Genomic DNA, 19,743 nt, shown 5'->3' with positions numbered 1-19,743 from the left:
CTGATCTCAGATTACGGGAGGCAGTGGAGCATTGTCCGAGTCAACCTCATCGAATCTCGTTTTTCTCATTGATTTTTTTTGAGGGCGGCGAAGGTAACCACATGATTGATTTCGCTAACATACCTTTTCGTCAAGGAACGGTGATCAGCCTGCAGAAAGGGCAAGTTAACGCGTTTGATTTCGCATCAATGCCTACAGGTAAAGCTTTAGTTTTTACGCAAGCGTATATTGAGAACGTTATGACCAATATGCGGTTACCTGAGTTCTCTCCGTTACATTTAGTCAGTAACCACACACCGAGCTTACAGTTAAACCATAACGACCTTTCCCGCTTTCTCGTTTTGCTGTCTCAAATCGACGCGGAGTTAAAGGCAAAAAACAGCGACCCTCTTATCGTCATGTATCTGTTCTCAGCATTAACTCTCTTTCATAAAAGGTTCGAACATCAGTATGACGCTGCCTCTCTGACAGCATCACAACGACGCATTTTTTCTCGTTTTTCCTCACTGCTGGAGAAAAACTGCAATGTAAGTCGAGATGCAAACTGGTATGCGGAGCAGTTATCGACCACCTACAAGACACTGAATCAAGTCGTTAAAAAATCGACGGAATTATCAGCAAAACAAATGATAGACGCCTATACCGTCATTGAAATGAAACGCAGGCTAGCACTCACTCAAGTCACATCCAAAGAGCTGGCATATGATTTCAACTTTGATGATCAAAGTAACTTTATAAAATACTTCAAGAAATTAACCGGTAACACGCCCCATGCGTTCAGGCAGCAGTACTTGAAAACCTATGGGCCGGCTTGCGAGTGAAATAAATACTTTAATCGGTTCGATATTTACCATTTAATTGACGACTTTGACTTTGTTCCCAATGCGCGAGTTGTATTACGATTGAGTGGTCAAAGGTTTAACATAATTCCAGACAAAGACATCGTATATATCAGCGCTAGACACTAGCGTTTCTGCTCACTTTCTTCGTTAAGTGAGAACAATCCTAGTACCCCGGGGTTGGTTATCGAATTGACGAAGGGAGTGAGCAGTCATTTTCGAGCTGACCCTAGAAGACTGACCTTTTTCCTCATAGCAAAAACTTTGGCTAATTTCTCATTCATATTTTTTTATGTATGTGCTCGCTTTACTGCCTTTTTCGCCGCCTGTCGCAACCTATAAATACTTCGCTCGAACTGCCTATCATTTCCTCTTACTATCGCAACTAATGTAACCACTCAACAGAGATGCCGTCAGTATGGACATTGAAGTTCTCAGTAACCCACCGCAATCACTCGTTGATTTTCTGGAAAACAAAATTGATAAATTTAACCTTGAGCACTGGGAAGTAAAAGAACGACACCCTCTCGCCGTTCAGCTAAAAGACGCTCAGGGAAACATTATTGCGGGTGCAGCTGCGCGCTCATTCGGTAAATGGCTACTGCTGGACAACCTTTGGGTTGATGACAGCCTGAGGGGCAAAAATGTTGGAAGTAAGGTATTGCAAAAGATCGAAGAGGCTGGAAAATTACGCAGCTGTGAAATGTGTCTGCTAGATACCCTTAACTTTCAGGCAATGCCTTTTTACCGGAAACATGGCTACGAAGTACAATGGGTACAAGAGAACTACCCAGAGTCAGGCTGTAAATATTTTATGACCAAAGCGCTATGAATACCTCAGGTAAGGCGCGAGTTTGATGTCTGGTTTTCTTAGTCATATTGAGATCAACGTGTCCAACCTTGCGAGATCTCGCGACTTCTGGTCATGGCTTCTCGAAAGACTAGGTTATACCCTCTACCAGAAATGGGAGCACGGATTCAGTTTTGAATTGGCGGGCACCTACCTTGTATTTGTTCAGACAACCGATAAATATCTCGACTGCGGCTATCATCGGCAGAAAACAGGGCTTAATCATCTTGCTTTTCGTGCATCGTCAATAGCTGATATTGACGCACTTACACACGAACTTTCCTCGCGAGGCGTCAAAATACTTTACCCAGATAAACATCCTTACGCTGGCGGGAGAGAACATTATGCTGTGTATTTCGAAGACCCCGACCGAATAAAAGTTGAAGTCTGCCTGCACCTCGCGCACGACTTGGGCTAGCTCTCTATGTAGGTCACGCACTCATTCCTTGCTATTAAAATTAGTCTTAGCTAATTGACAGCATTACATCCTCAATATGCATAAGGTTACTCATTGACGTGTTGATGCATTTGCATTGAACACATGAATGGAGTGATAACGTCAAAGGAGTGAAATGTTGAAAAATGTCTATCTCGGATTGGCCATTATTGGTGCAGTCGTGCCATACCTTTTCTTTTGGGATTTTATGGGTGAGTACGGTATTGATATACCACTATTTCTGAGCATGCTTTTCCCTAATGATGCTGCCGGTGGTTTTGTGGCTGATCTACTGGTTTCGTCCGCTGTGTTCTGGGTTTTCATGTTTGTAAAACAGCAAAAGGAAAACGGCCCAAAACCTTGGATATTTATTGCCCTTAATGTCACGGTAGGTCTAAGTTGTGCACTCCCTGCCTACCTCTACGCAATTGAAGAAGAATAAAAGAGACGCAGGCACTCACTGCGTCTCTCTGTTTTCTATTCTCACGAGCACGGTTTTCGTCGATTTCATTACCTTATTAAGGTTAAAGCATGCCGTCTTCAGTCCGCAGGAATTTCACGGCTTCACCCGGCTTTACCCTTCCCTTGTTGTACTGCACCCAATCAACCCGCTCATCGTTGGCGGTATAGAGTTTAATTACGTCACCTCGATTCGATAACCGTATCTTAGACAACTGACGGGCAACAATACTCTCTCCGGGTAACAAATGACGTTTTCCTTGCGCTAATGGCTCCTTTATCCCGCTATTGTCTGACAAGTACCAGCCAGATATATCGATTTCATCATTCCCGAGATTAATCACCGATACCCATTCATTTCCTCTGTCGGTACCCTCTGGGTTCACCAATGCTGCCGCGATATGAATATCGAAATCATCATCTCTAACCGACTCACGACGATCACCTGTATTGACGATGTCCTTGGGCTGGGCAACTTCAATACGCTCCGGGGTCGTAACAATATTCTCTGCATTGTTAGGCTCGGGCTCTAAAAACAGAAGCGGATTGGCATCATATAAGTGGCTGGCAAAAATAAGTCCGGTTTGCTCTTCTATCTCCGTCAGGCTGCTGATACACTTCATTGTTGTATCCGGCACGTTTAGAGGCATTCTTACTGGCAAGGGCAGCTTGATCCTGGTACTGAATAAAGGCACGAACTTCAAGCTTATCCTGTTTATTGATGAAGCAAACGACCTTGAAGAACCCTGCGGGTACAAGCGCCAGTTGTCGTCCTGATGGCTGCACGGTTCTGTCTGCACCACCATAAATACAGCCTGAAAAAGAGGTTATTCTGCCGTCTTTATCTAAATCTAACGATTTCACCCAATTTTCAAGGCTCAGCCATTCATCTTGATTCAAGGTGTCATACTGCAACGCTGCATTGGTGAAATAAAAGGTTTCGTTTGATGCGCGTTGTGCGTCTGAACGTGAATCCCCCCATGCTGCGGTAGAACGGCGGGCAAGGTGACCTCTGTCTAGCGGGTTATTGGCATAGTAGGCGTTATCTAATTGATTGATGCTCCAACACGGCTGTCCGTTCGCCAGTTGTCGATTCGCCTGACATTTTTAAACTTCGACTGGTCGATATTGAGGGCAACAAAGGCCGCTGAGCGTTTCTCCGCCGCTTTATTCATCACCAATGAAAAATTCGGGTAATCCGCAATATATCCGTCACGGAGCCTAGAATCGAAAAGAATATCAGCCTGCAACGATGCAGAAAATGTAGGTAGCGGAATAGAAACACCCTGTAAAAAATCCGTATCGTAACCCTGAGATGTCATATCGTTCTCCCGTAAAAATAGTGCCATAACATGCGGTTGCAAGGGTTTGCCGTCAACGGCTTTACACACTCAACTGCTGGAATTTACAGGATTAATACCTTGTCTTGATTTCAGGACAACCTGCGTGTAGGGGGAGATATTGCCGAAGTTGATGGTAGATAAAACATCGTCAAATACGGTCAGTTTTATCGACTATGGGGTCATTAAATACCGGTTGGCATTCATTGATACGCAACTAGATTCATTTAGGTATTAGACGAAACCGTGTCGTTAGTGTGGTTATCTGCTGAGTACTCTTCGCATGTTTTGACTGCAGGTTCGCTTTTCTCTTCAATCATTGTCATTACGCATGCCATGATATAATCAAGTGTGTCATGTGGAATATCTAAAGCAATCTCCGGTACATCAATTTCCCGGTTCATCAGAAGCTTTACCCTCGGCCAGTAGCCTTCGATATTCTCACTCCATCGTCTTATTACCATCAAAGATACATTGAGATAGAGTGCGCCTCCGCGCCGAAGAATGTTTTCGTCAATGTAGTTCAAAAGCGCCGTATTATTGCAAATATTTGGGCTGATGTTACCGACGTAACGCGACCAACAACATTGTGCTTCGTTTAAGGTTCCAGATAATCGCCCACCACTAAAAATTGCCGATATGTAAGAGAGTACAGCTAATCGCTTGCGCTCATCTAACAAAGCTAATTGAATGAAGTGGTCATTATTAATAGATGCTTCCTTCAACACCGGGACCTGAAGCGCATTCATTACTGCATCATAGAAAACGGCCTCATTAAGGGGACTTTCGACCACAGAAACATCGACCACATCGTGCCAACTTTGGTCCATATACTTCCAGGGCCGATACCAGAACTCTGCCCACTGAGTTTGCATTTTCATAACATCAGCGAGACAACATCAGGCGAAAGTTGCTTCATTACTCAACTCAGTGTCTGATGGCACATTTAATGTGTCTTCACTTTCAACAAACTGGAATTCAACTTCGTCTTGCACAAAATAAAGTGCGCACATAATGATGTAATGTAGCTTCTGAACATACACCTTATCCTCGACAGACGGGAAGTGCAGATCTTTCGCAAATCTCAGTTTGTATCGTGTCCAAAAGCCGGAGTGTTCACCTGTCACATTCATCACCGCATAGGCAGCAATCGATTTATGTGCCTCTTTATCGTGGACAAAAGACGGATGAAACAGCACCTCAATCATTTCATTGTGTACTTTGATTTGGCTGAGATTCAGAGCATTGTAGATCCGGCTACACCAAACAACGAGATCATCGCTCAAAAACGAGGACATGCATCCGTTGGTTAATATTCCGCACACTAATGCGTGATAAATAGCTTCTTCATCTTTATCGAGCGCAATCATCATTGCCTCGATGACATCGTCAGGCTCTTTTTCAATTGAGGGAGAAACTCCAAGCTCATTCATTAATATTTCATAATTCAAAGCTTCAGTAATACCATTGCTGTCTAAGACAGAGTGAGTCACTTCCTTCCAAGTACTATGTCCATTTTTCCAAGGTCGGTACCAAAACTTCGCCCACTGAGATTCAAAATTTCTTTTCTGCTTAGCGTCTAAAAGATTAAACATATCTATATACCCAAAACATCGAACAATTTTCTGTACCTTTCAAATCAAAGGTGCCCACCTCTCCTAACATCATATTGTCTAAACGAGTATCTCGTTTGCTCTTCTGAATAAGTATGTTTTACTCTGCTTGGACTACAGTTCATCGGATTCAATGACGCAGACAGTTCTTTTAGCTCAACCTTATAGTAATATGACTCTGATATCATTGATAACTGGAGAGCAAGTTTAGAGATTAATTTTATCCTAACATCCTTATTTTGGAGACGAATAAGATATAGTAAGTCTCTAATAAGCGCTTGGCCATCAACGTTATTATTCCCATGACTGCTTAAAAACTTTGACAGGTCTTTATGTGTCTTATTTATTTCTGACTTAATACTCTCAGCTACCCTCTTAGAACATGTGATAGATTCTAAATCATTGAAACCAGATATTGCACTGTAGCAATGAGAGAGAAATTCTTTTATGACAAAAGATTTATTATCCATTTCTTACCCTAGTCACTTTAATTAAAAGTTCATAAGTATCTTTTGTGAGAATTAGACATTTCCTGACAATGTTTTAATCTGTTCTCATGAGTATCGGCGATATAGCTTCTAACAATACTATTTCTCGCATGCATGTGATTGAAAGCCATTTTACTACGTTCCACTTCATAATTACTTTGTTGGATTTTACCTACCCGATCATTATTTTGGTCCAGCATTTTATTCATCACTTGGCTGTTCAAGTTACTCGCAATGTGATTAATGGGCGTAATACTTCTTAAGGCCATAAAACATTCCTTTAATATTAGCAATCTACTATAGGTATCTTTTTCTTGCCTGCCCTGTGGCAGCGAGTTTCTCAAGCGTATCCTCATGTTCTTTTTGTATAAAATCTCTCATGTTACTATTTAACGCGTGCGCTTTATCCTTATCCATTTTGTCGTCTTCAACTTGTTTATTGTCACCCATCATTTTTCCCATCTGTCCCGCGGATTGCGCTGTTGTGCCATACCCAAGACCCCATTCATTATCATTGAAACTGGACCTAACATAGAACCTCCTATTTGTTTTCTCTTTTTAAAATATTTTCAATAAAGTTTATCGTACGATTTATCATTAGTTTGTTCATGACTAACTCTAATCGCTCTTCATTTTTCTTTTTCCTCTCTTCTTCAATTTTTTTTTGGGCCTCCATCACCATTACCTTTCCCATCAATCATAGCTACGGCTTGCGCTTCTTATGACTTTTCTTAGCACCGGATTTGAAAAGTCCGGTTGATCTCGTGCACTCATGGTTGCTTACCTTCTTATGTAATTGGCTCACTAACCTCCGCCAGTGTAGTGTTTTCTTCGATAATATTAAAAGCCATCATAAGAATTTCATTAATTCTTTCATTGCTTAATCTGCTTACCGATTCGAGTATATCTGTCTCACTCTCTTGTTTAATAACACAGTCCATTTTTCCTCCCTGTATTCAGATAACTTTCAGAAATTTAACTAACGATCGCCAACTGATCGTTATAGTATTGAATATCTATACCCAACATAAACTCTAGCTGATATAATACCCTGAATCGCTTCTTAAAAAAGCAATCCATTGTTATTACCTTGGATAAATTTACTTTATTTATTAATAGAACCGCTATACATAATGCCTCTCTCCGTGTCATTGGGTTTATGTTCCAAAAGTTATAATAACTCATAACTTACGGGGTATAACACCAGGAATACTATCCGTTTTCAGTATATTTATAAGCGAAAGTGATAAGATATATAGTTCGTAATCGACAGCAATTTCAAACTATTTCATACGAAAAAACTACAATCTCTACACTATTTCACTTCGGCTGGTTTACGGAGGAAACGTTATTTCTAACTGTTTCGACTGGAAACCTAGCACTGACTTTTACCTACGTGAACGCTCTCTGTTGTTCACTTTTTATTTTTGTAATTTTTTTCAATCCACGCCCTTACTATATCGCCATTTTTTGCAATTTCCATCTTTTAAAAAAAAAATAGTTCCAAAATAATTATGACAAAGTTAATCAAGTACATTTCTAAGAGTAAATCAATGAAATAAGTTTCATTTTTTAGATTTAATTGACTAATAATGAACATGTAGTGATAATAAAATATTCTATTTTTAATTATAATAATCAGCAACTTGAAATCCTACCCCGCGCTTTATCCATCATCAATAGCGCCAAAATCCTGATTATGATACGAGTGTAATTAATCAATATCAATTCTATTATCATTGATGAAAACTATATGTAATATATAATTTATATGTCATTTTGATAAATTATTTATTTCAAGATGAATTAGCATTATATTTTGAATGGTTAGGAAAAATGTTCTGCTGTTAAAAACTATTTATACTTTTACTGAATAATAGAAATTGTTTTGATATCAACTGGAACATACATGCCTTATCAGATTGGCCGAGGATCACTTAAAATGAGACAAAGGCACGCCTAGAACTCTACTCTTGGCTGAGTAAACTGACTTTAGTTCTGTTGGTACAGTGCCACGATGTTACTGAAGCAACATTTTATGATGACGAAACAAGCGAAGGTTACTTCTGACAAACCCTCCAGAATACGTAGCAACGAGCATGCCACATAAGATGAAAGGTCAACTGAACATTGATTCACTGATAGGCAATTTATCGAGAGGAAAAAACGAAAGGCTTCGCCTGAGTTAAAAAGGCACACTCAAGCCAACATCAAAAGACTTGATACCTTTCCCACTACCAGCACCAATGGTTAAGCGCACCTCATCTAACACACCGGAATCGAGGTCAAAATCAGTTTTTATATTGAAACCGACCTGCAAGTGGTGAATGAAAATATTTTCATCCTCCGTGAAGTTTGAATTGAGTATGTTGACGACGGAGTATGTAAGATCTGTGCTCCCTGAACGAGATATCAAAGGATACGTGTGCGCGGTTTCGACTGATGCGGACGCCGTGATGAAATTTCGATCAAAGTCTATACGATGCGCATCGTTTGTGACGTTCCTGGTATAAAGGTGTTCGTATTGATAAGTACTAGAAAACGTTGCACTGTAACCATTGCCAAACTCCGTTTTTTTAGAAAGGGTTATCCTTGGTGCTAGCGTGAGCGTATCTAGTGACCAGTTAAAGATAAAGCCATTAACCAATGGCTCCGCAAGAAGCTTGGCAAAATCCCCTCTCAGCTCAGCGGTATTCTTCATCTTTTGATATCGCACGCCGAACGAGGGGATGATCGTTACGTCCGATGTCAGTTGATGATAATAAGAGAGTGAGGCACCAACAGATTGGCTAACATAGGTGACCAGTTCAGTTTGCGCGTCTTCTTCAAAGGTTTTTTCCTCGGTGTGTGCTTCACCTCGGGCAAAGAAGACTGAAGTCTCCAGATAATCCGAGTTTTCCTGAAATTGCCACTGCCAGTTAAATGGCAACTTGAAGCCAGAGTAGCGTACATCATCCACTTTTACATACGCCGCAGAGAGCAGGTCTGAGTTGGTAAGTAAGCTCATACCATCTACGGTGGCAAGAATGAACTCGCGTACAACAGGTGCAAGCTCTTTCTTCATCGCCTGCAAAGCCTCTTGGTCAATCTCTAACTCATCGCCAACAGCAGTCCCCATGGGCAGGGTTAATATACAGACGCCCATCAGGACCACTAAATATTGCCTTTTCATACAACTCAATCTCAAGAAAAGTCTCATCCAAACAAAAGTGACAACACTGAGAAAGGATAACAGATATAGCAATTGCGACATGTTCAAACAGTGTGCTTCTGTGCCAAAAGATGTTTACCGATGTGATCAGGCATCAATACAAACACTCATCCGAAACACATAGAAAAAGTTACTACACTAGTGAAGGGCTAACTGGCAGTTTGATTTACTTACTCAAGGAGTCAATTTACAACCGAGCTATCGCTGACTATGGCATTCATATATAGACTCTTTTCATCAACAAACTCTCTGCCTGCGTCACACACCATGCCATTACAACAATAAATACTAAAAACATACTGATACTGAGAGAAGTATTCATTCCCCAATCATTGAACATCATGACCAAAAACATAAATGGGTAATGGAGTAAAAATAAGGGGAAGGCGATATCACTGAGAAAAGTAACAGGTTTGCGTAATAGGGAGATGTCTAACTTGAACCAAAAGTTGTGTTTAACTTGCAAGGCCAGATATATTCCCAGAGCAAACTCAAATACCCTACACAGAGGAAACCAGTCTGTTGGCCTGCCCGGCATAAAGCCAAATTGCCGATACGTCCAACCTTTAAGGTCATCAAAAACAGAATCATCAAAGGGGAAAACGCCCTCAGCACCCACATACCAGCGCGAAAACACACTTAGAATAAATAGAAACTGTAAAGTGACATTTGGTGACCACTTGAACAAACCAATAAGGGGGACAGCCAACAGGTACATGGCCATGATCAAGCCGATAAACCAACTTGGTGGGTTATATGGCCCTCCCCACAGCCCTAGCCATGCGTAAGCACCCGTCACCGAACCCAAGGTGTCAATCCAGAAGCCATTGGGGAACACATCAGGCAGACCACCATCAAGCACAAGGCCTGATAGAAGATAACCCACAAATGAAAGAGGCACAGTCAGTAAATACATGGGATAAATACGCACTACTTTCTTTTTCATGTAAGGAAGAAAACGTGGTGATCTGTGCGCATCTGTCAGACCCACCAGCAAGCCAGAGAGTAGCAAGAACAATGACACCCCTACCCCACCCAAACTGACGTAATAGAAGTTCTTGATACCAAAAAAGTCGCCGGAAGCATGACCCAGCAACTGTCCAAAATGGGCGATGAGCACCAATGCAATGGCGAATACCCTCGCCATATCAAGCATTAATGACCTTTGCATAACTGCCTGACATCCTTACAAAGAAAACAACGGGCATTGGTTTAACAGCTAGCTATGACAGCTGATTGACGAGTTAATGAAGAGCCGGTGAAGAGTTGATTTTTCAATCATAAATAACCGTTAGTCGATTAATGCACATGTCGACAAAGCCTTCCTGCTGCTTGTCCGATGCAAACATAAGACACTGCTGATAATCAGTGCCCTCTATGCTTCTGCTAGTACGGTTTTTTATATCAAGGATCGATAATGAAAAATCCAAAGAAAATTGGACTTTCTTTTATGCTGGCGGCGCTTACCTCTTTCACACTCCCGGTTTGTGCCGAACCAAACGACAGTCAACCCGCACAAACAGCCGCGAGTGATGCCACTACACGCATTTTCGGAGGCTCCACCGCGTCGGAACAAGACTGGCCATTTGCCGTGTCGTTGTTCAGCGATACAATTTTTGGTGTGAGTTTTCGTTGTACAGCATCGTTAATAAGCAAAAAACATATTCTGACTGCCGCACATTGCGTTGTTCCCCCGATAGAACAAGGTCGACGTATTTACGTGTCCGTTGGTCTGCAAAGTCTCGCCTCGTCTATCGAAATACCCGTTGAAAACATTACCGTTCATCCAGAATACCGCTCTTACAAAGCTGACGATATTGCGATTCTAGAGTTGCCATTTACGCTGGCAGATTCGTTGCCCGTCGCACTCGCCAGTAGTCGGATAATGGACGGTAAGGATACTGGCGACAAACTCACGGTTGCAGGATGGGGATACCGTGATGGCTCGGCGTTTATTCCAACGCAACTGTTTGAGGCAAAAGTCCCGCTCGCGGCCAACAGAACATGCGAAAGTCTCGCCAGCACTCAAGGGGGAGCGAATCAAACACTCAGTCGAAAACATCATTGCACGCTGGTCGTCAACAATGTGGGAACCTGTAACGGCGACAGCGGTGGCCCAGTGATAGTTGAAGCCTCAAGCGGTAAGCGGTATCAGGCCGCGGTAACCAATTACACCCAAAAGAAAAGTGGAAGCCCGGACAGAATATGTAACACCGCCGAAAACTTTGGTCTTTTTAATGCTGCATCATCTATTGCTTACTACTCTCGCTGGATTTATCAAACGATCACTGGCATCGATGTGAATGCCTCACTCACCCACGTCGGGCAAGCCATTAATACGCAAGTTAACCATCGTTTCGTTCTCACCAATAAGGGCGACAAAGCCGCTAACGTCAATGTCATCGGGGCCTCTCAGGGTCTCACCGTCACTGAAAATACCTGTCAGGCACAGATTAACCGTGGGGAACAATGCATCATAGCGGGCAACACCTCAGTGCCTAGCGAAGGTCGAAACGAGCAATTCCTCTCTGTTGCTCTCAGTCACCCAGATTACGGAAGTCTGAATTTGGAGCTGTTAGCGAACACCGTCGGCCGTCCGCCAAATGCAACTAATGCTGTCACTCAGGCTGTGAACATTAACGACATCAATGTCTATGCCGCGCCAGAGCAATGGCAGACTTCAGGTAACAGAGGAGTATCTGCCACAAACAACAGCTCAAAGACTTCCGTGCTTGAGCTCGACGGACTGGCGACAGGCGACTTTAGCTTTGATTACTCACTACCTGCTGGCAGCGCAGCCGGTACACTTTGGGTGATGAGTGAAAAGATGAATACACTGGACAGACTGCCCGCTCTGAATAACGGCAGTTTTAGCCTCAATATCACCGAGAGCGATGAGTCGATCGCTATCGTTTACGAGTTTCCTTCACCTTCGGCTTCGGGGCAGCCGGCTGCGGTGGTCCGTAACTTTAAATCCGGCGGTTACCTTACCTTTAGCGCGCTGATTGCAATAATGGTATTTGGCCTTACAACGAGCAACAAACGCCGCCGTAAAGCCTGACGACAAACGCAGACGAACCATAACGGACGAGACAACTACAAGGCTTTTTCCAGAAGGAGGCAATGGTATTTTTTACCCAATTCGAATTCTGGGAAAAAGCCTTTTATCTGGGTAAAGCCTTGTTGATACCAGAAACGAAACGCCGCCATATTTTCGGCATAAACGTTGAGCGCAACATGGGTAAATTCAGCATATTGTGTAACGGTATCAATCACACTCTCGACCACCTCACGACCAACGTTTTTCCCCTGATACTCAGGAACAATAGATAACATTGGGATAAAGAAAACGCCCGGCTTAGGGGCATTCACTTCAATCTGCACATAACCGATTGGCACATTATCTTTGGTGGAGATTTTACGTAGATAAAAGCCTTCTTTGGTTAATGGTGTTTTTTCTTCATGGCTTTTGCTTATGAGCTCATCGTACTCACCGAGCGGCCATTCTCTGAAGGTCGGATCCACATCAACCATTTCGCGGTTTTGATCGAACAGTGATTTCGCCAAATCAGCTTCAGATTTTTCAAATTCACTGAACATCAAGTTCGCTGACGTCCATTGTTTTTTAAGCATCAGTTTTCCACTTCTCATATCGTCTAAATGTTCAAAAATCGCCGATGTAATCTGGCTCAGGTAAGGTTTCAATAAACACCGCATTGATGGAGGTATGCCCATTAAGGTGCGCTTTTACAATCCTGTGTAATCCGTCCATCACACCAAACTCTGTTGAGATAATGATGGGGCAATTCAAATCAGCATTCTCGGCACGACGATAGTGTTCTATCAGAGAACGTATCGTGGGTTGATGAGTTCCATGAAACCACGCATTCTCATCCAGATAGTCGTCCAACGTAGTCAATTCGACCTTAACAATCGGCAGATTACGTGTCGCTTCAACCAAACTTTGAATAAACCATGTCTGCCGCTCTCCCTCCACTCGCAACGACACTTTGCCGTAAAAGCCTGTCGGCATATCTCTGATATCGTCGCTGCTCAAAGCCTGCTTCAACTTACTGCTCCCTGACTACGTGATGCATTGAATGACAAAGAAACAACAGACTAAAACAAGCTTCAAATTCATTGCGTAAAAGCCCGGTGCACTGCACATAAGCGTAAATACAGGTCTGATACCTATCGGAAAAATCGACATTGTTAGCGGTTAAGGGGTTTTAGAGTGGAGTAGATTGAGTACGGGCAGCAAAGCCAAGCGATAAAGCACAGGAAATTAAACGATAAAGCGCCCGCGACGCTTTATCTGACACCAAAAAGCTTACTCAAATTTAATGATATAGCCTCATCAGCACTTCATGCTATTTGATATTACTCGCCAGCTTGGTCACTTTGCCGAGCCACGCTTCTCTGCTTTCAGGCTTTGAGTTGATAACAGGGCCAAAATACGTCGATGTACGGTTTTTTATCCCTGTAAAATCCAAGGTGCATTTTTTCAATTGTTTATACACCGCGTTGCCTTTCACGTATTTGTACCAAAGGGGCGGTGTATCGAGAGTAATGATAAGTTCGGATGTTCTGCCCTTTAATAACTTCTCAGGAATGGCTTTGCCCTTGGTATATTTAAAAGCAAAGTTTGGTAAGAATGTTCTGTCTATCAGGCCTTTGAGTTTTGCTGGCACCGTACCCCACCAGACGGGACTGACGATCACGACATGTTCGGCCCACATGATCATCTTTTGAAAGTTCGCGAGGTCAGGCTCCATCGCTGTGTTCTTGTCGTAACCCGCACTGAGGTTCATCTGAAAATCCAAATCACCGACATGAATTTGTTCCACGTTGTGATGCTTGGCAGCAACTGTTGCATACTGGTCTGCCATAGATTTACATAGACTGTCTGATTTCGGATTACCGTTGATAACTAACACTTTTTTCATGAGGTTTGATTCCCTTTTCATGTTTAAGCGCAGTCTACACTCTCACCTATAGGTCAGAGTCAAGGGCCTGATTACATTTATTTATCGATATTCGATAACTCTCTATGCGGCGTTTCTTTGCCTCTAACACTTCAATCTCTTTTTCGACCGACTTTTGTTTCTCAATCAAAAAGTCACTGACCAATTTCCAATCGAAATCTTCATCATCAGCTTTCAGACGGCTCAAATCTGATAAAGAGATACCCAATGTCTGCGCTTCTTTGATCAGCATAATCAGGTTTATGTTTTGTTCGCTGTAGACCCGATATTTTCCTACGCGTCTTACATTCAACAGGCCTATAGATTCATACAGCCTTATTGCTCTTTGAGTCGCACCCGTTTGTTCAGAAGCTTCCTTGATATACACGTTCCCATCCCACTATTCATCTGGCATTACAGCATGTTCTGACGCATCAACACTGCGTTTACATCAAGAACAAAAAACAACATGAGTAGCAGTAAATCAACACTGTGGTTGATAATTCAGGCACACAACACAAACCGCAACCTTGTCTTGGCGGCATACAAAGGCGCCAACATAGAACATGGGTTTCATCCTCCCGCCTTAGAGCTTAAACACTACCCTCTCACTTGTCGTACACATCTTGCTGACTCTCTCTGACTACATTCAAAAATTACAAAACAGGATTGCCTTTACCTTCAAAGTGGAAAGGCAGATAAAGCATCACTATAAAAACAAGACAGGGAGAAAAATGTGAACACCATAACCAGATATGTCATGGTTTTGCTGTTATTTATGTTGAATATAAACACGGCAAACGCGGAAAACAGGTTTTTCTTTCATCATAATCCGCCCATCGAATTTCCGAGGGACGAAGCCGCTCATGATGGCATTGCCGAGTGGTGGTATTGGACGGGCAATGTTCAGGATGATGAAGGGAATACATACGGCTTCCAACTGACGTTTTTCAATATGGCGAGCTTCTTTGGCTTTTCAACGTTATCGACACATGTTGCCATTACCGATCTTTCGACAGGCCGCCATCATCACTCAGAGAATTTTCAGTTTTTCCATCGTCCAAATAAGCGTCGCCTCAACATTGCCAGCAGAATCGGTTCAGCCGAACGCTTTCCCGATGGACGCTATGAGATCTCAGGGGATGCCGAAGGTATCGAATATCGATTCACGCTGAACGATATCAAGGGCGCAATTCTTCATGACGACGATGGTATCGTCTCTATCGGTGCACATGCTGGCACAGGCTATTACTACTCTCGGCCACGCATGGATGTGCAGGGAACCATTAAGAAAGGTGGGGTCACCGCCAATGTTAATGGATCAACCTGGATGGACCACGTATGGGGACATTTTGTACCCATTTTCATCAAAGGCTGGGACTGGTTTTCTATTCAACTCGATGACAATTCAGAGATCATGTTCTGGATATTCCGAAGAGACGAAGAAAACCCTTATGACATTGAACTTGCCTACGGTACCTACATTGATAGCGATGGTAACGCATCGAAACTCAGCCAAGAGCAGGTGGATGTCAATGTCTTAGACTGGTGGCAAGGGCAAGAAACCAATGGCCTTTACCCTCAGAACTGGACCATGTCTATCCCTCACCTTGGTTTCAGCGCAAACATTAATGCCACCCTGCCCGAACAAGAAATGCCGAATGCACTTTGGAACTATTGGGAAGGCCTGATATCCATTGACGGCACAAAAGCAGGCAATGAAATTAACGGTAAAGGCTATGTAGAACTGTCTGGCTATTCCGGAGGATGGTTTCAGTAAAAGGTTTACCTCGATCATTTTTTAAAAATATCGATTAAATACTAAGTATAAAAATAGCCACTTGAAGGGGCTATCACCCACCTTATCACTTTAAGTACCAATAACTACCTCCTCTAAGTATTAAAACCAGTTTCATAAATAATAAATATCTCATAGTAAATACATTTAATATACAACTGACTTTATAATATAAATATTTTAAAATTAACGATTAAATATAATTAAATTTATCAAAGTAAAAAAAATAAATATCGACATCACAATAAAAAGTGAAATGAAGAGAAAATTTGAAAAAAACACCTTGCAAAAATAGTAACTGGTATATGGTTAATACCAATAACTGGTATGCATTAAGTACCAAAAAATAAAATACTAATAACGTCAGTTGGCTAAACCAATCTTAATTTCAGTCAGTTAGGAGGTAAACATGGGTGTCGTAGCTACAAAAAATACGGAAACAGTAACAAAACCTAAGTCACCAAGGGACAATGACGATAAAGATCAAGATATTAGCCCGTCAAGTAAAAGACCAAACAGAGAAAAACTTGTAAAACCTAGTGACAGTAGTAAAGACCAGATCGACCAAAAAAGAGCTGCCGCAGAGCAAAACATACGAAGCAAGCTTGAGGTTAACAGCCAATCGTCACAAACATCTAATGAGGCAGCAGTTAGCTCAGAAAAAAATAAGGGTGAAATTGAAAATAAACATCCTGTTGAGGTTAAGAGTAGCGAACCTATTAAAGAAAAAAACACACCATATAACAAAGACGATTTAAGTAGAGACGTAAATAAGGTCACTTCGCTAATCAAAGATACAAACGCTCAAATAGAAAGCCAGCGTGATAAGTTTTCCAAAGACGTTAATATCGACACGAATAAAATCATTTCTCCTGAAGTTGTTGCAAATACAAAATTCAAATTAGCGGATATTGATAACTCAAAATACAAAGACAAATACCAGGGTGCAACAGCACTTTACGATGATAAAACTAATACAGTGACGCTTGATAAACAGCGCTTTGGTAATCTCTCACCAGACGAACGGACCAGTGTTTTAGTCCATGAGCTTCGCATGCGAAAGAAGATACAGACAGTAAAAGCCTTTCAGACACCGCGAAAGACACAGAAGCGTCAGCGAGAGAAATAGAGAAAAGTACGGTCAATGCAATCAATTTAGCTAAAAATAAAGACCTCAAGCTGTCACCTGAATCCTTCGATCCTGTAAAAAATGACAATATTCATCCTGCAAATATCATTCAGGCTCAAGTAGCCGAAGTATATGGTATACCGATCGATGCTGTTCAAGTTAAGCAATTCGACAACGAAAATGAAGCAAAAGAATTTTACGATAACAATCCTGGGTGGAATCCAGCTGAAGCTGTACTGCCAGAAGCAACCAAAGAACAAGTCATTAAATGGGCAGCCCTAGCCTCCACCTTTCCATATGTAGGTTTCTCCTTGATTTCTCGCGGAGGAGTAGGAGGATTTGCAAGTCGTACAAACTCCGGTACACAGAATCGTCGTAATCCTCAAGCATCCGGCACACAGAATAGTCGTAATCCTCAAGCAAACTCCGTCACACAGAATGCTAGGAACGTCAATCCCGCTCAAAGTCAAGCCGCAGATCTCTTGAATGGTGTCGCTACAGGAATTGGTGTATTGGTTTCATCTGGAAAAGCTATTGAGTACGCGGATGCGGCAACTAAGATTGCAAATGGGGTAACACCCGACCTTCTGGATAAAGCAGTTGACTACGCTAACAGTGTTGAAAATCTGTCCGGTTCAGATAACCGAGAATTTTCGGTTCACGATAACCCCAAAGGCCCAAGATGGGGAGATCAATACTCAAAACGTGGGCCATTACCAGCATGGTATCACCAAACTGCATTCAATAAAGCTCAGTCGTTAAGCGCTCCTCTATACAAAGAAGGATTTGGGCCAGAAAATGAAGTGTCGGGTGGGGGTACAGCAGTCACCACTGAATCGAGAGAGACATATGTTGTTCATGCCCCGAGAACGGGTGTCATAAATGGTGAAAAAGTTACGACAATGCAGATGGATGTGAAACTGCATGGTGTTGTAAACGCCACCCTCGGATATAGCGGCAAAGCAACAGACTCAGCCACTGGTGCAGGTGGCACTGGTCACATTACTAATGCAGTCGAAGCTGGAATAGAAAATGGCTATAGCATCAATTTGATAAAAAACGAACAGACGGGCAAGTGGGAGCTACCTAAAACTGAAAATGCAGCGGGACAAGAGATCATTGATGCCAGTAATATCGACTATTTTACAAAAGTATACGGCTTGGGGGGGTGATTTCAGGTCAGAATATGACTCTTGGAAATCAAGGTCTGACTGCTGCCTATGGCGGTTTAGAGTTCGGATTGTATAACGCGGGCAGGAAGTGGAGCTGGAAAATGGATCAAGGTGGCGCTGATGCCGCAAGGGCGACATTGGTACTCAAGTCGCTACAAAAGTACTGGCAGGTATGGCTGCGGGCGCAGTGGGCTTAGCCAGCCGTAGAAGCAGAAACCCTGATCTGTTGCGTGGAACAGCAGATGCTATAGGAGGAGTCGCAGTAGCTGCTTCAGACATAGCATTTGGAGCGACAACTTCGGCACTAATCGATGCGGCCATTCCCGCCCAGTCAGACCACTCAACGGTAGGCGCTTTTCTGATTGCAGGTACGCAGGGAGAACTCAAGTATAACAAATCTGGGACAAAGCCAAGTGTTGCTGTTAAAGATTTACAAGGTTTAGCTGGCTTTGTGACATTCGAAGATTTTGATCATAATACAGGAACACCGAGTAACGTTTCACAACCAAGAGGTCCTGTTCAACTGGGTTCTGGATTAACAAATTATAATCAAGATAAAGAACAGCCAAACGACGACTTCCCAGGGCTTCAGTGGCAAATAAGCGGGTTTGGCACGAGAACATACTATGATGGTCAATTAATCACGAGTCCTGACCAATTGCCACAACAACCCAGCAATAGCTATGGGACAAGAGCGGATGGCACATGGGGTAGATTGGACCGTAAAGAAGAAGTGGACCGTAAAGAAGACTCACAAGTTGGATTCACACCTAGTGGTCACTGGACTTTCGAAGATGGCCACTGGTATCAAGATGGCGTAAAAAGGACCTCCTAGCTTTCACTCCGCTGCCTGAAATAATTCAACTAAAATGCATAAGCGTAATAAACCAGTAGGGTATTAACTCTACTGGTTTGTTGCACATAACGAAATTTTACCCGCAACACTAACCATAATGAATGGACAAACCCTGTCTAAATATTTTTATCTTTTTTTACAAAATAACTCCCTGAAACCAAAATCATTCTCAAAAAAGAAAGGATAAAACTATCGTCAAATATTATTTTGGACGTTGTTTTTTATTACCCCTGAATAATAATACGACGTCCAATTAATTCAGGTGAGAGAAAAGAAATGAACTTCAAGATTGTAACGTTATGTTTGTTAACATCTTTAACTATGGTCGGCTGGGGCGGGGTTCTAGTGACTCTGCGACCGCCACAGGTGGTACTGGCTCTGTTTCTATAAGAAAAAATGATCTTCCTGTCATCGTTAATAACTACAGTGAATCAGGCCAAGATTTTTGGCTAAGCGAAGATTCTACGTGGCAAAGTGCAACACAAATTAATTGGCTTACCGATTACTTATTCCCTCCGTAACCATTCCCCGAATAGCGGGTCGAAAAGTTAACGAAGTCTGCCGTGAATACGGCATTTCCGATGCAAC

General features: G+C 42.4%; 23 protein-coding genes. 10 read left to right on the top strand and 13 right to left on the bottom strand.

Annotated elements, in window-relative coordinates:
• Positions 1–101 precede the first annotated feature (101 nt).
• The 4 genes from CS022_RS13020 to CS022_RS13005 all read left to right on the top strand — a co-directional run bounded on the left by CS022_RS13020 (position 102) and on the right by CS022_RS13005 (position 2,567).
• A complete protein-coding gene (locus tag CS022_RS13020) occupies positions 102–821 on the top strand; it encodes an AraC family transcriptional regulator (protein ID WP_235869492.1) in 720 nt (239 codons plus the stop codon).
• 436 nt (positions 822–1,257) lie between these two features.
• Positions 1,258–1,671 (top strand): GNAT family N-acetyltransferase, encoded by a 414-nt coding sequence (locus CS022_RS13015; protein ID WP_129122645.1) that lies wholly within the window; start codon positions 1,258–1,260, stop codon positions 1,669–1,671.
• Positions 1,672–1,696: 25 nt separating this feature from the next.
• Entirely contained in the window at positions 1,697–2,107 is a 411-nt protein-coding gene (locus CS022_RS13010; protein ID WP_129122644.1) for a VOC family protein, read from the top strand.
• 154 nt (positions 2,108–2,261) lie between these two features.
• On the top strand, positions 2,262–2,567 hold the full coding sequence (locus CS022_RS13005) for a DUF2834 domain-containing protein (protein ID WP_129122643.1): 306 nt from the start codon (positions 2,262–2,264) through the stop codon (positions 2,565–2,567).
• Between the two features lie 82 nt (positions 2,568–2,649).
• Here CS022_RS13005 and CS022_RS25370 read toward each other — a convergent pair whose 3' ends face one another.
• The 9 genes from CS022_RS25370 to CS022_RS12975 all read right to left on the bottom strand — a co-directional run bounded on the left by CS022_RS25370 (position 2,650) and on the right by CS022_RS12975 (position 10,407).
• Positions 2,650–3,207, bottom strand: coding sequence for a lamin tail domain-containing protein (locus CS022_RS25370; protein WP_201746276.1), 558 nt, complete (start codon positions 3,205–3,207; stop codon positions 2,650–2,652).
• Entirely contained in the window at positions 3,137–3,643 is a 507-nt protein-coding gene (locus CS022_RS25365) for a DNA/RNA non-specific endonuclease (RefSeq protein ID WP_235869505.1), read from the bottom strand. The genes CS022_RS25370 and CS022_RS25365 overlap by 71 nt, the downstream gene beginning before the upstream one ends.
• Entirely contained in the window at positions 3,631–3,906 is a 276-nt protein-coding gene (locus CS022_RS25360) for a hypothetical protein (protein WP_201746275.1), read from the bottom strand. The genes CS022_RS25365 and CS022_RS25360 overlap by 13 nt, the downstream gene beginning before the upstream one ends.
• Before the next feature lie 245 nt (positions 3,907–4,151).
• Complete coding sequence (locus CS022_RS12995; RefSeq protein ID WP_145964515.1) at positions 4,152–4,805, bottom strand: hypothetical protein; 654 nt, start codon at positions 4,803–4,805, stop codon at positions 4,152–4,154.
• Positions 4,806–4,823: 18 nt separating this feature from the next.
• Positions 4,824–5,519 carry a hypothetical protein gene (locus CS022_RS12990; protein ID WP_129122641.1) on the bottom strand — a complete coding sequence of 232 codons (696 nt, stop codon included), beginning with the start codon at positions 5,517–5,519 and terminating at the stop codon, positions 4,824–4,826.
• A gap of 803 nt (positions 5,520–6,322) precedes the next feature.
• On the bottom strand, positions 6,323–6,487 hold the full coding sequence (locus CS022_RS24890; RefSeq protein WP_161569627.1) for a hypothetical protein: 165 nt from the start codon (positions 6,485–6,487) through the stop codon (positions 6,323–6,325).
• Positions 6,488–6,566: 79 nt separating this feature from the next.
• The gene (locus CS022_RS24885) at positions 6,567–6,719 is read right to left on the bottom strand and encodes a hypothetical protein (RefSeq protein ID WP_161569626.1); all 153 of its coding nucleotides are present in this window, start codon (positions 6,717–6,719) and stop codon (positions 6,567–6,569) included.
• A gap of 1,491 nt (positions 6,720–8,210) precedes the next feature.
• Entirely contained in the window at positions 8,211–9,179 is a 969-nt protein-coding gene (locus CS022_RS12980; protein WP_129122639.1) for a hypothetical protein, read from the bottom strand.
• Between the two features lie 274 nt (positions 9,180–9,453).
• Positions 9,454–10,407, bottom strand: a complete 954-nt coding sequence (locus CS022_RS12975) for an acyltransferase family protein (RefSeq protein WP_129122638.1) — start codon at positions 10,405–10,407, stop codon at positions 9,454–9,456.
• 246 nt (positions 10,408–10,653) lie between these two features.
• Between CS022_RS12975 and CS022_RS12970 the strand changes: the two genes are divergently transcribed.
• Positions 10,654–12,297 carry a S1 family peptidase gene (locus CS022_RS12970; protein WP_129122637.1) on the top strand — a complete coding sequence of 548 codons (1,644 nt, stop codon included), beginning with the start codon at positions 10,654–10,656 and terminating at the stop codon, positions 12,295–12,297.
• Between the two features lie 35 nt (positions 12,298–12,332).
• Here the strand turns inward: CS022_RS12970 and CS022_RS12965 are convergent, their stop codons facing one another.
• From CS022_RS12965 to CS022_RS12950, 4 genes are all read right to left on the bottom strand, one after another.
• Positions 12,333–12,869: a GNAT family N-acetyltransferase gene (locus CS022_RS12965; protein ID WP_129122636.1), complete on the bottom strand. Its 537-nt coding sequence runs from the start codon at positions 12,867–12,869 to the stop codon at positions 12,333–12,335.
• A gap of 31 nt (positions 12,870–12,900) precedes the next feature.
• Entirely contained in the window at positions 12,901–13,305 is a 405-nt protein-coding gene (locus tag CS022_RS12960) for a hypothetical protein (protein WP_129122635.1), read from the bottom strand.
• 301 nt (positions 13,306–13,606) lie between these two features.
• On the bottom strand, positions 13,607–14,182 hold the full coding sequence (locus CS022_RS12955; protein ID WP_129122634.1) for an NAD(P)H-dependent oxidoreductase: 576 nt from the start codon (positions 14,180–14,182) through the stop codon (positions 13,607–13,609).
• 46 nt (positions 14,183–14,228) lie between these two features.
• Positions 14,229–14,588, bottom strand: coding sequence for a MerR family transcriptional regulator (locus CS022_RS12950; RefSeq protein ID WP_129122633.1), 360 nt, complete (start codon positions 14,586–14,588; stop codon positions 14,229–14,231).
• A gap of 348 nt (positions 14,589–14,936) precedes the next feature.
• On the opposite strand from CS022_RS12950, the gene CS022_RS12945 reads away from it, so the two are divergent.
• From CS022_RS12945 to CS022_RS12925, 5 genes are all read left to right on the top strand, one after another.
• Positions 14,937–15,980: a lipocalin family protein gene (locus CS022_RS12945; RefSeq protein WP_129122632.1), complete on the top strand. Its 1,044-nt coding sequence runs from the start codon at positions 14,937–14,939 to the stop codon at positions 15,978–15,980.
• A 427-nt stretch (positions 15,981–16,407) separates the two neighbouring features.
• A complete protein-coding gene (locus CS022_RS12940; RefSeq protein ID WP_129122631.1) occupies positions 16,408–17,127 on the top strand; it encodes a hypothetical protein in 720 nt (239 codons plus the stop codon).
• A 311-nt stretch (positions 17,128–17,438) separates the two neighbouring features.
• Positions 17,439–18,299: a hypothetical protein gene (locus tag CS022_RS12935; protein ID WP_129122630.1), complete on the top strand. Its 861-nt coding sequence runs from the start codon at positions 17,439–17,441 to the stop codon at positions 18,297–18,299.
• 14 nt (positions 18,300–18,313) lie between these two features.
• Positions 18,314–18,496 carry a hypothetical protein gene (locus tag CS022_RS12930; protein WP_129122629.1) on the top strand — a complete coding sequence of 61 codons (183 nt, stop codon included), beginning with the start codon at positions 18,314–18,316 and terminating at the stop codon, positions 18,494–18,496.
• 29 nt (positions 18,497–18,525) lie between these two features.
• The gene (locus tag CS022_RS12925) at positions 18,526–19,134 is read left to right on the top strand and encodes a hypothetical protein (protein ID WP_129122628.1); all 609 of its coding nucleotides are present in this window, start codon (positions 18,526–18,528) and stop codon (positions 19,132–19,134) included.
• The last annotated feature ends 609 nt before the right edge of the window (positions 19,135–19,743 follow it).

Source organism: Veronia nyctiphanis (assembly GCF_004116385.1).
In the GTDB taxonomy this organism is placed as follows: Bacteria; Pseudomonadota; Gammaproteobacteria; order Enterobacterales; family Vibrionaceae; genus Veronia; species Veronia nyctiphanis.
Note: the sequence above shows the minus strand (reverse complement) of the source record. Positions and strands in the feature narration are given on the sequence as shown.

Excerpts from the sequence above, each read along its gene's own strand:
- CS022_RS25370 (WP_201746276.1), bottom strand. The coding sequence starts at position 3,207 with ATGAAGTGTATCAGCAGCCTGACGGAGATAGAAGAGCAAACCGGACTT.
- CS022_RS24890 (WP_161569627.1), bottom strand. The coding sequence starts at position 6,487 with ATGGGAAAAATGATGGGTGACAATAAACAAGTTGAAGACGACAAAATG.
- CS022_RS13005 (WP_129122643.1), top strand. The coding sequence starts at position 2,262 with ATGTTGAAAAATGTCTATCTCGGATTGGCCATTATTGGTGCAGTCGTG.
- CS022_RS12970 (WP_129122637.1), top strand. The coding sequence starts at position 10,654 with ATGAAAAATCCAAAGAAAATTGGACTTTCTTTTATGCTGGCGGCGCTT.
- CS022_RS12975 (WP_129122638.1), bottom strand. The coding sequence starts at position 10,407 with ATGCAAAGGTCATTAATGCTTGATATGGCGAGGGTATTCGCCATTGCA.
- CS022_RS12990 (WP_129122641.1), bottom strand. The coding sequence starts at position 5,519 with ATGTTTAATCTTTTAGACGCTAAGCAGAAAAGAAATTTTGAATCTCAG.
- CS022_RS12930 (WP_129122629.1), top strand. The coding sequence starts at position 18,314 with ATGACTCTTGGAAATCAAGGTCTGACTGCTGCCTATGGCGGTTTAGAG.
- CS022_RS13010 (WP_129122644.1), top strand. The coding sequence starts at position 1,697 with ATGTCTGGTTTTCTTAGTCATATTGAGATCAACGTGTCCAACCTTGCG.
- CS022_RS13020 (WP_235869492.1), top strand. The coding sequence starts at position 102 with ATGATTGATTTCGCTAACATACCTTTTCGTCAAGGAACGGTGATCAGC.
- CS022_RS25360 (WP_201746275.1), bottom strand. The coding sequence starts at position 3,906 with ATGACATCTCAGGGTTACGATACGGATTTTTTACAGGGTGTTTCTATT.
- CS022_RS24885 (WP_161569626.1), bottom strand. The coding sequence starts at position 6,719 with ATGGGAAAGGTAATGGTGATGGAGGCCCAAAAAAAAATTGAAGAAGAG.
- CS022_RS13015 (WP_129122645.1), top strand. The coding sequence starts at position 1,258 with ATGGACATTGAAGTTCTCAGTAACCCACCGCAATCACTCGTTGATTTT.
- CS022_RS12995 (WP_145964515.1), bottom strand. The coding sequence starts at position 4,805 with ATGAAAATGCAAACTCAGTGGGCAGAGTTCTGGTATCGGCCCTGGAAG.
- CS022_RS12965 (WP_129122636.1), bottom strand. The coding sequence starts at position 12,869 with ATGCTTAAAAAACAATGGACGTCAGCGAACTTGATGTTCAGTGAATTT.
- CS022_RS12940 (WP_129122631.1), top strand. The coding sequence starts at position 16,408 with ATGGGTGTCGTAGCTACAAAAAATACGGAAACAGTAACAAAACCTAAG.
- CS022_RS12955 (WP_129122634.1), bottom strand. The coding sequence starts at position 14,182 with ATGAAAAAAGTGTTAGTTATCAACGGTAATCCGAAATCAGACAGTCTA.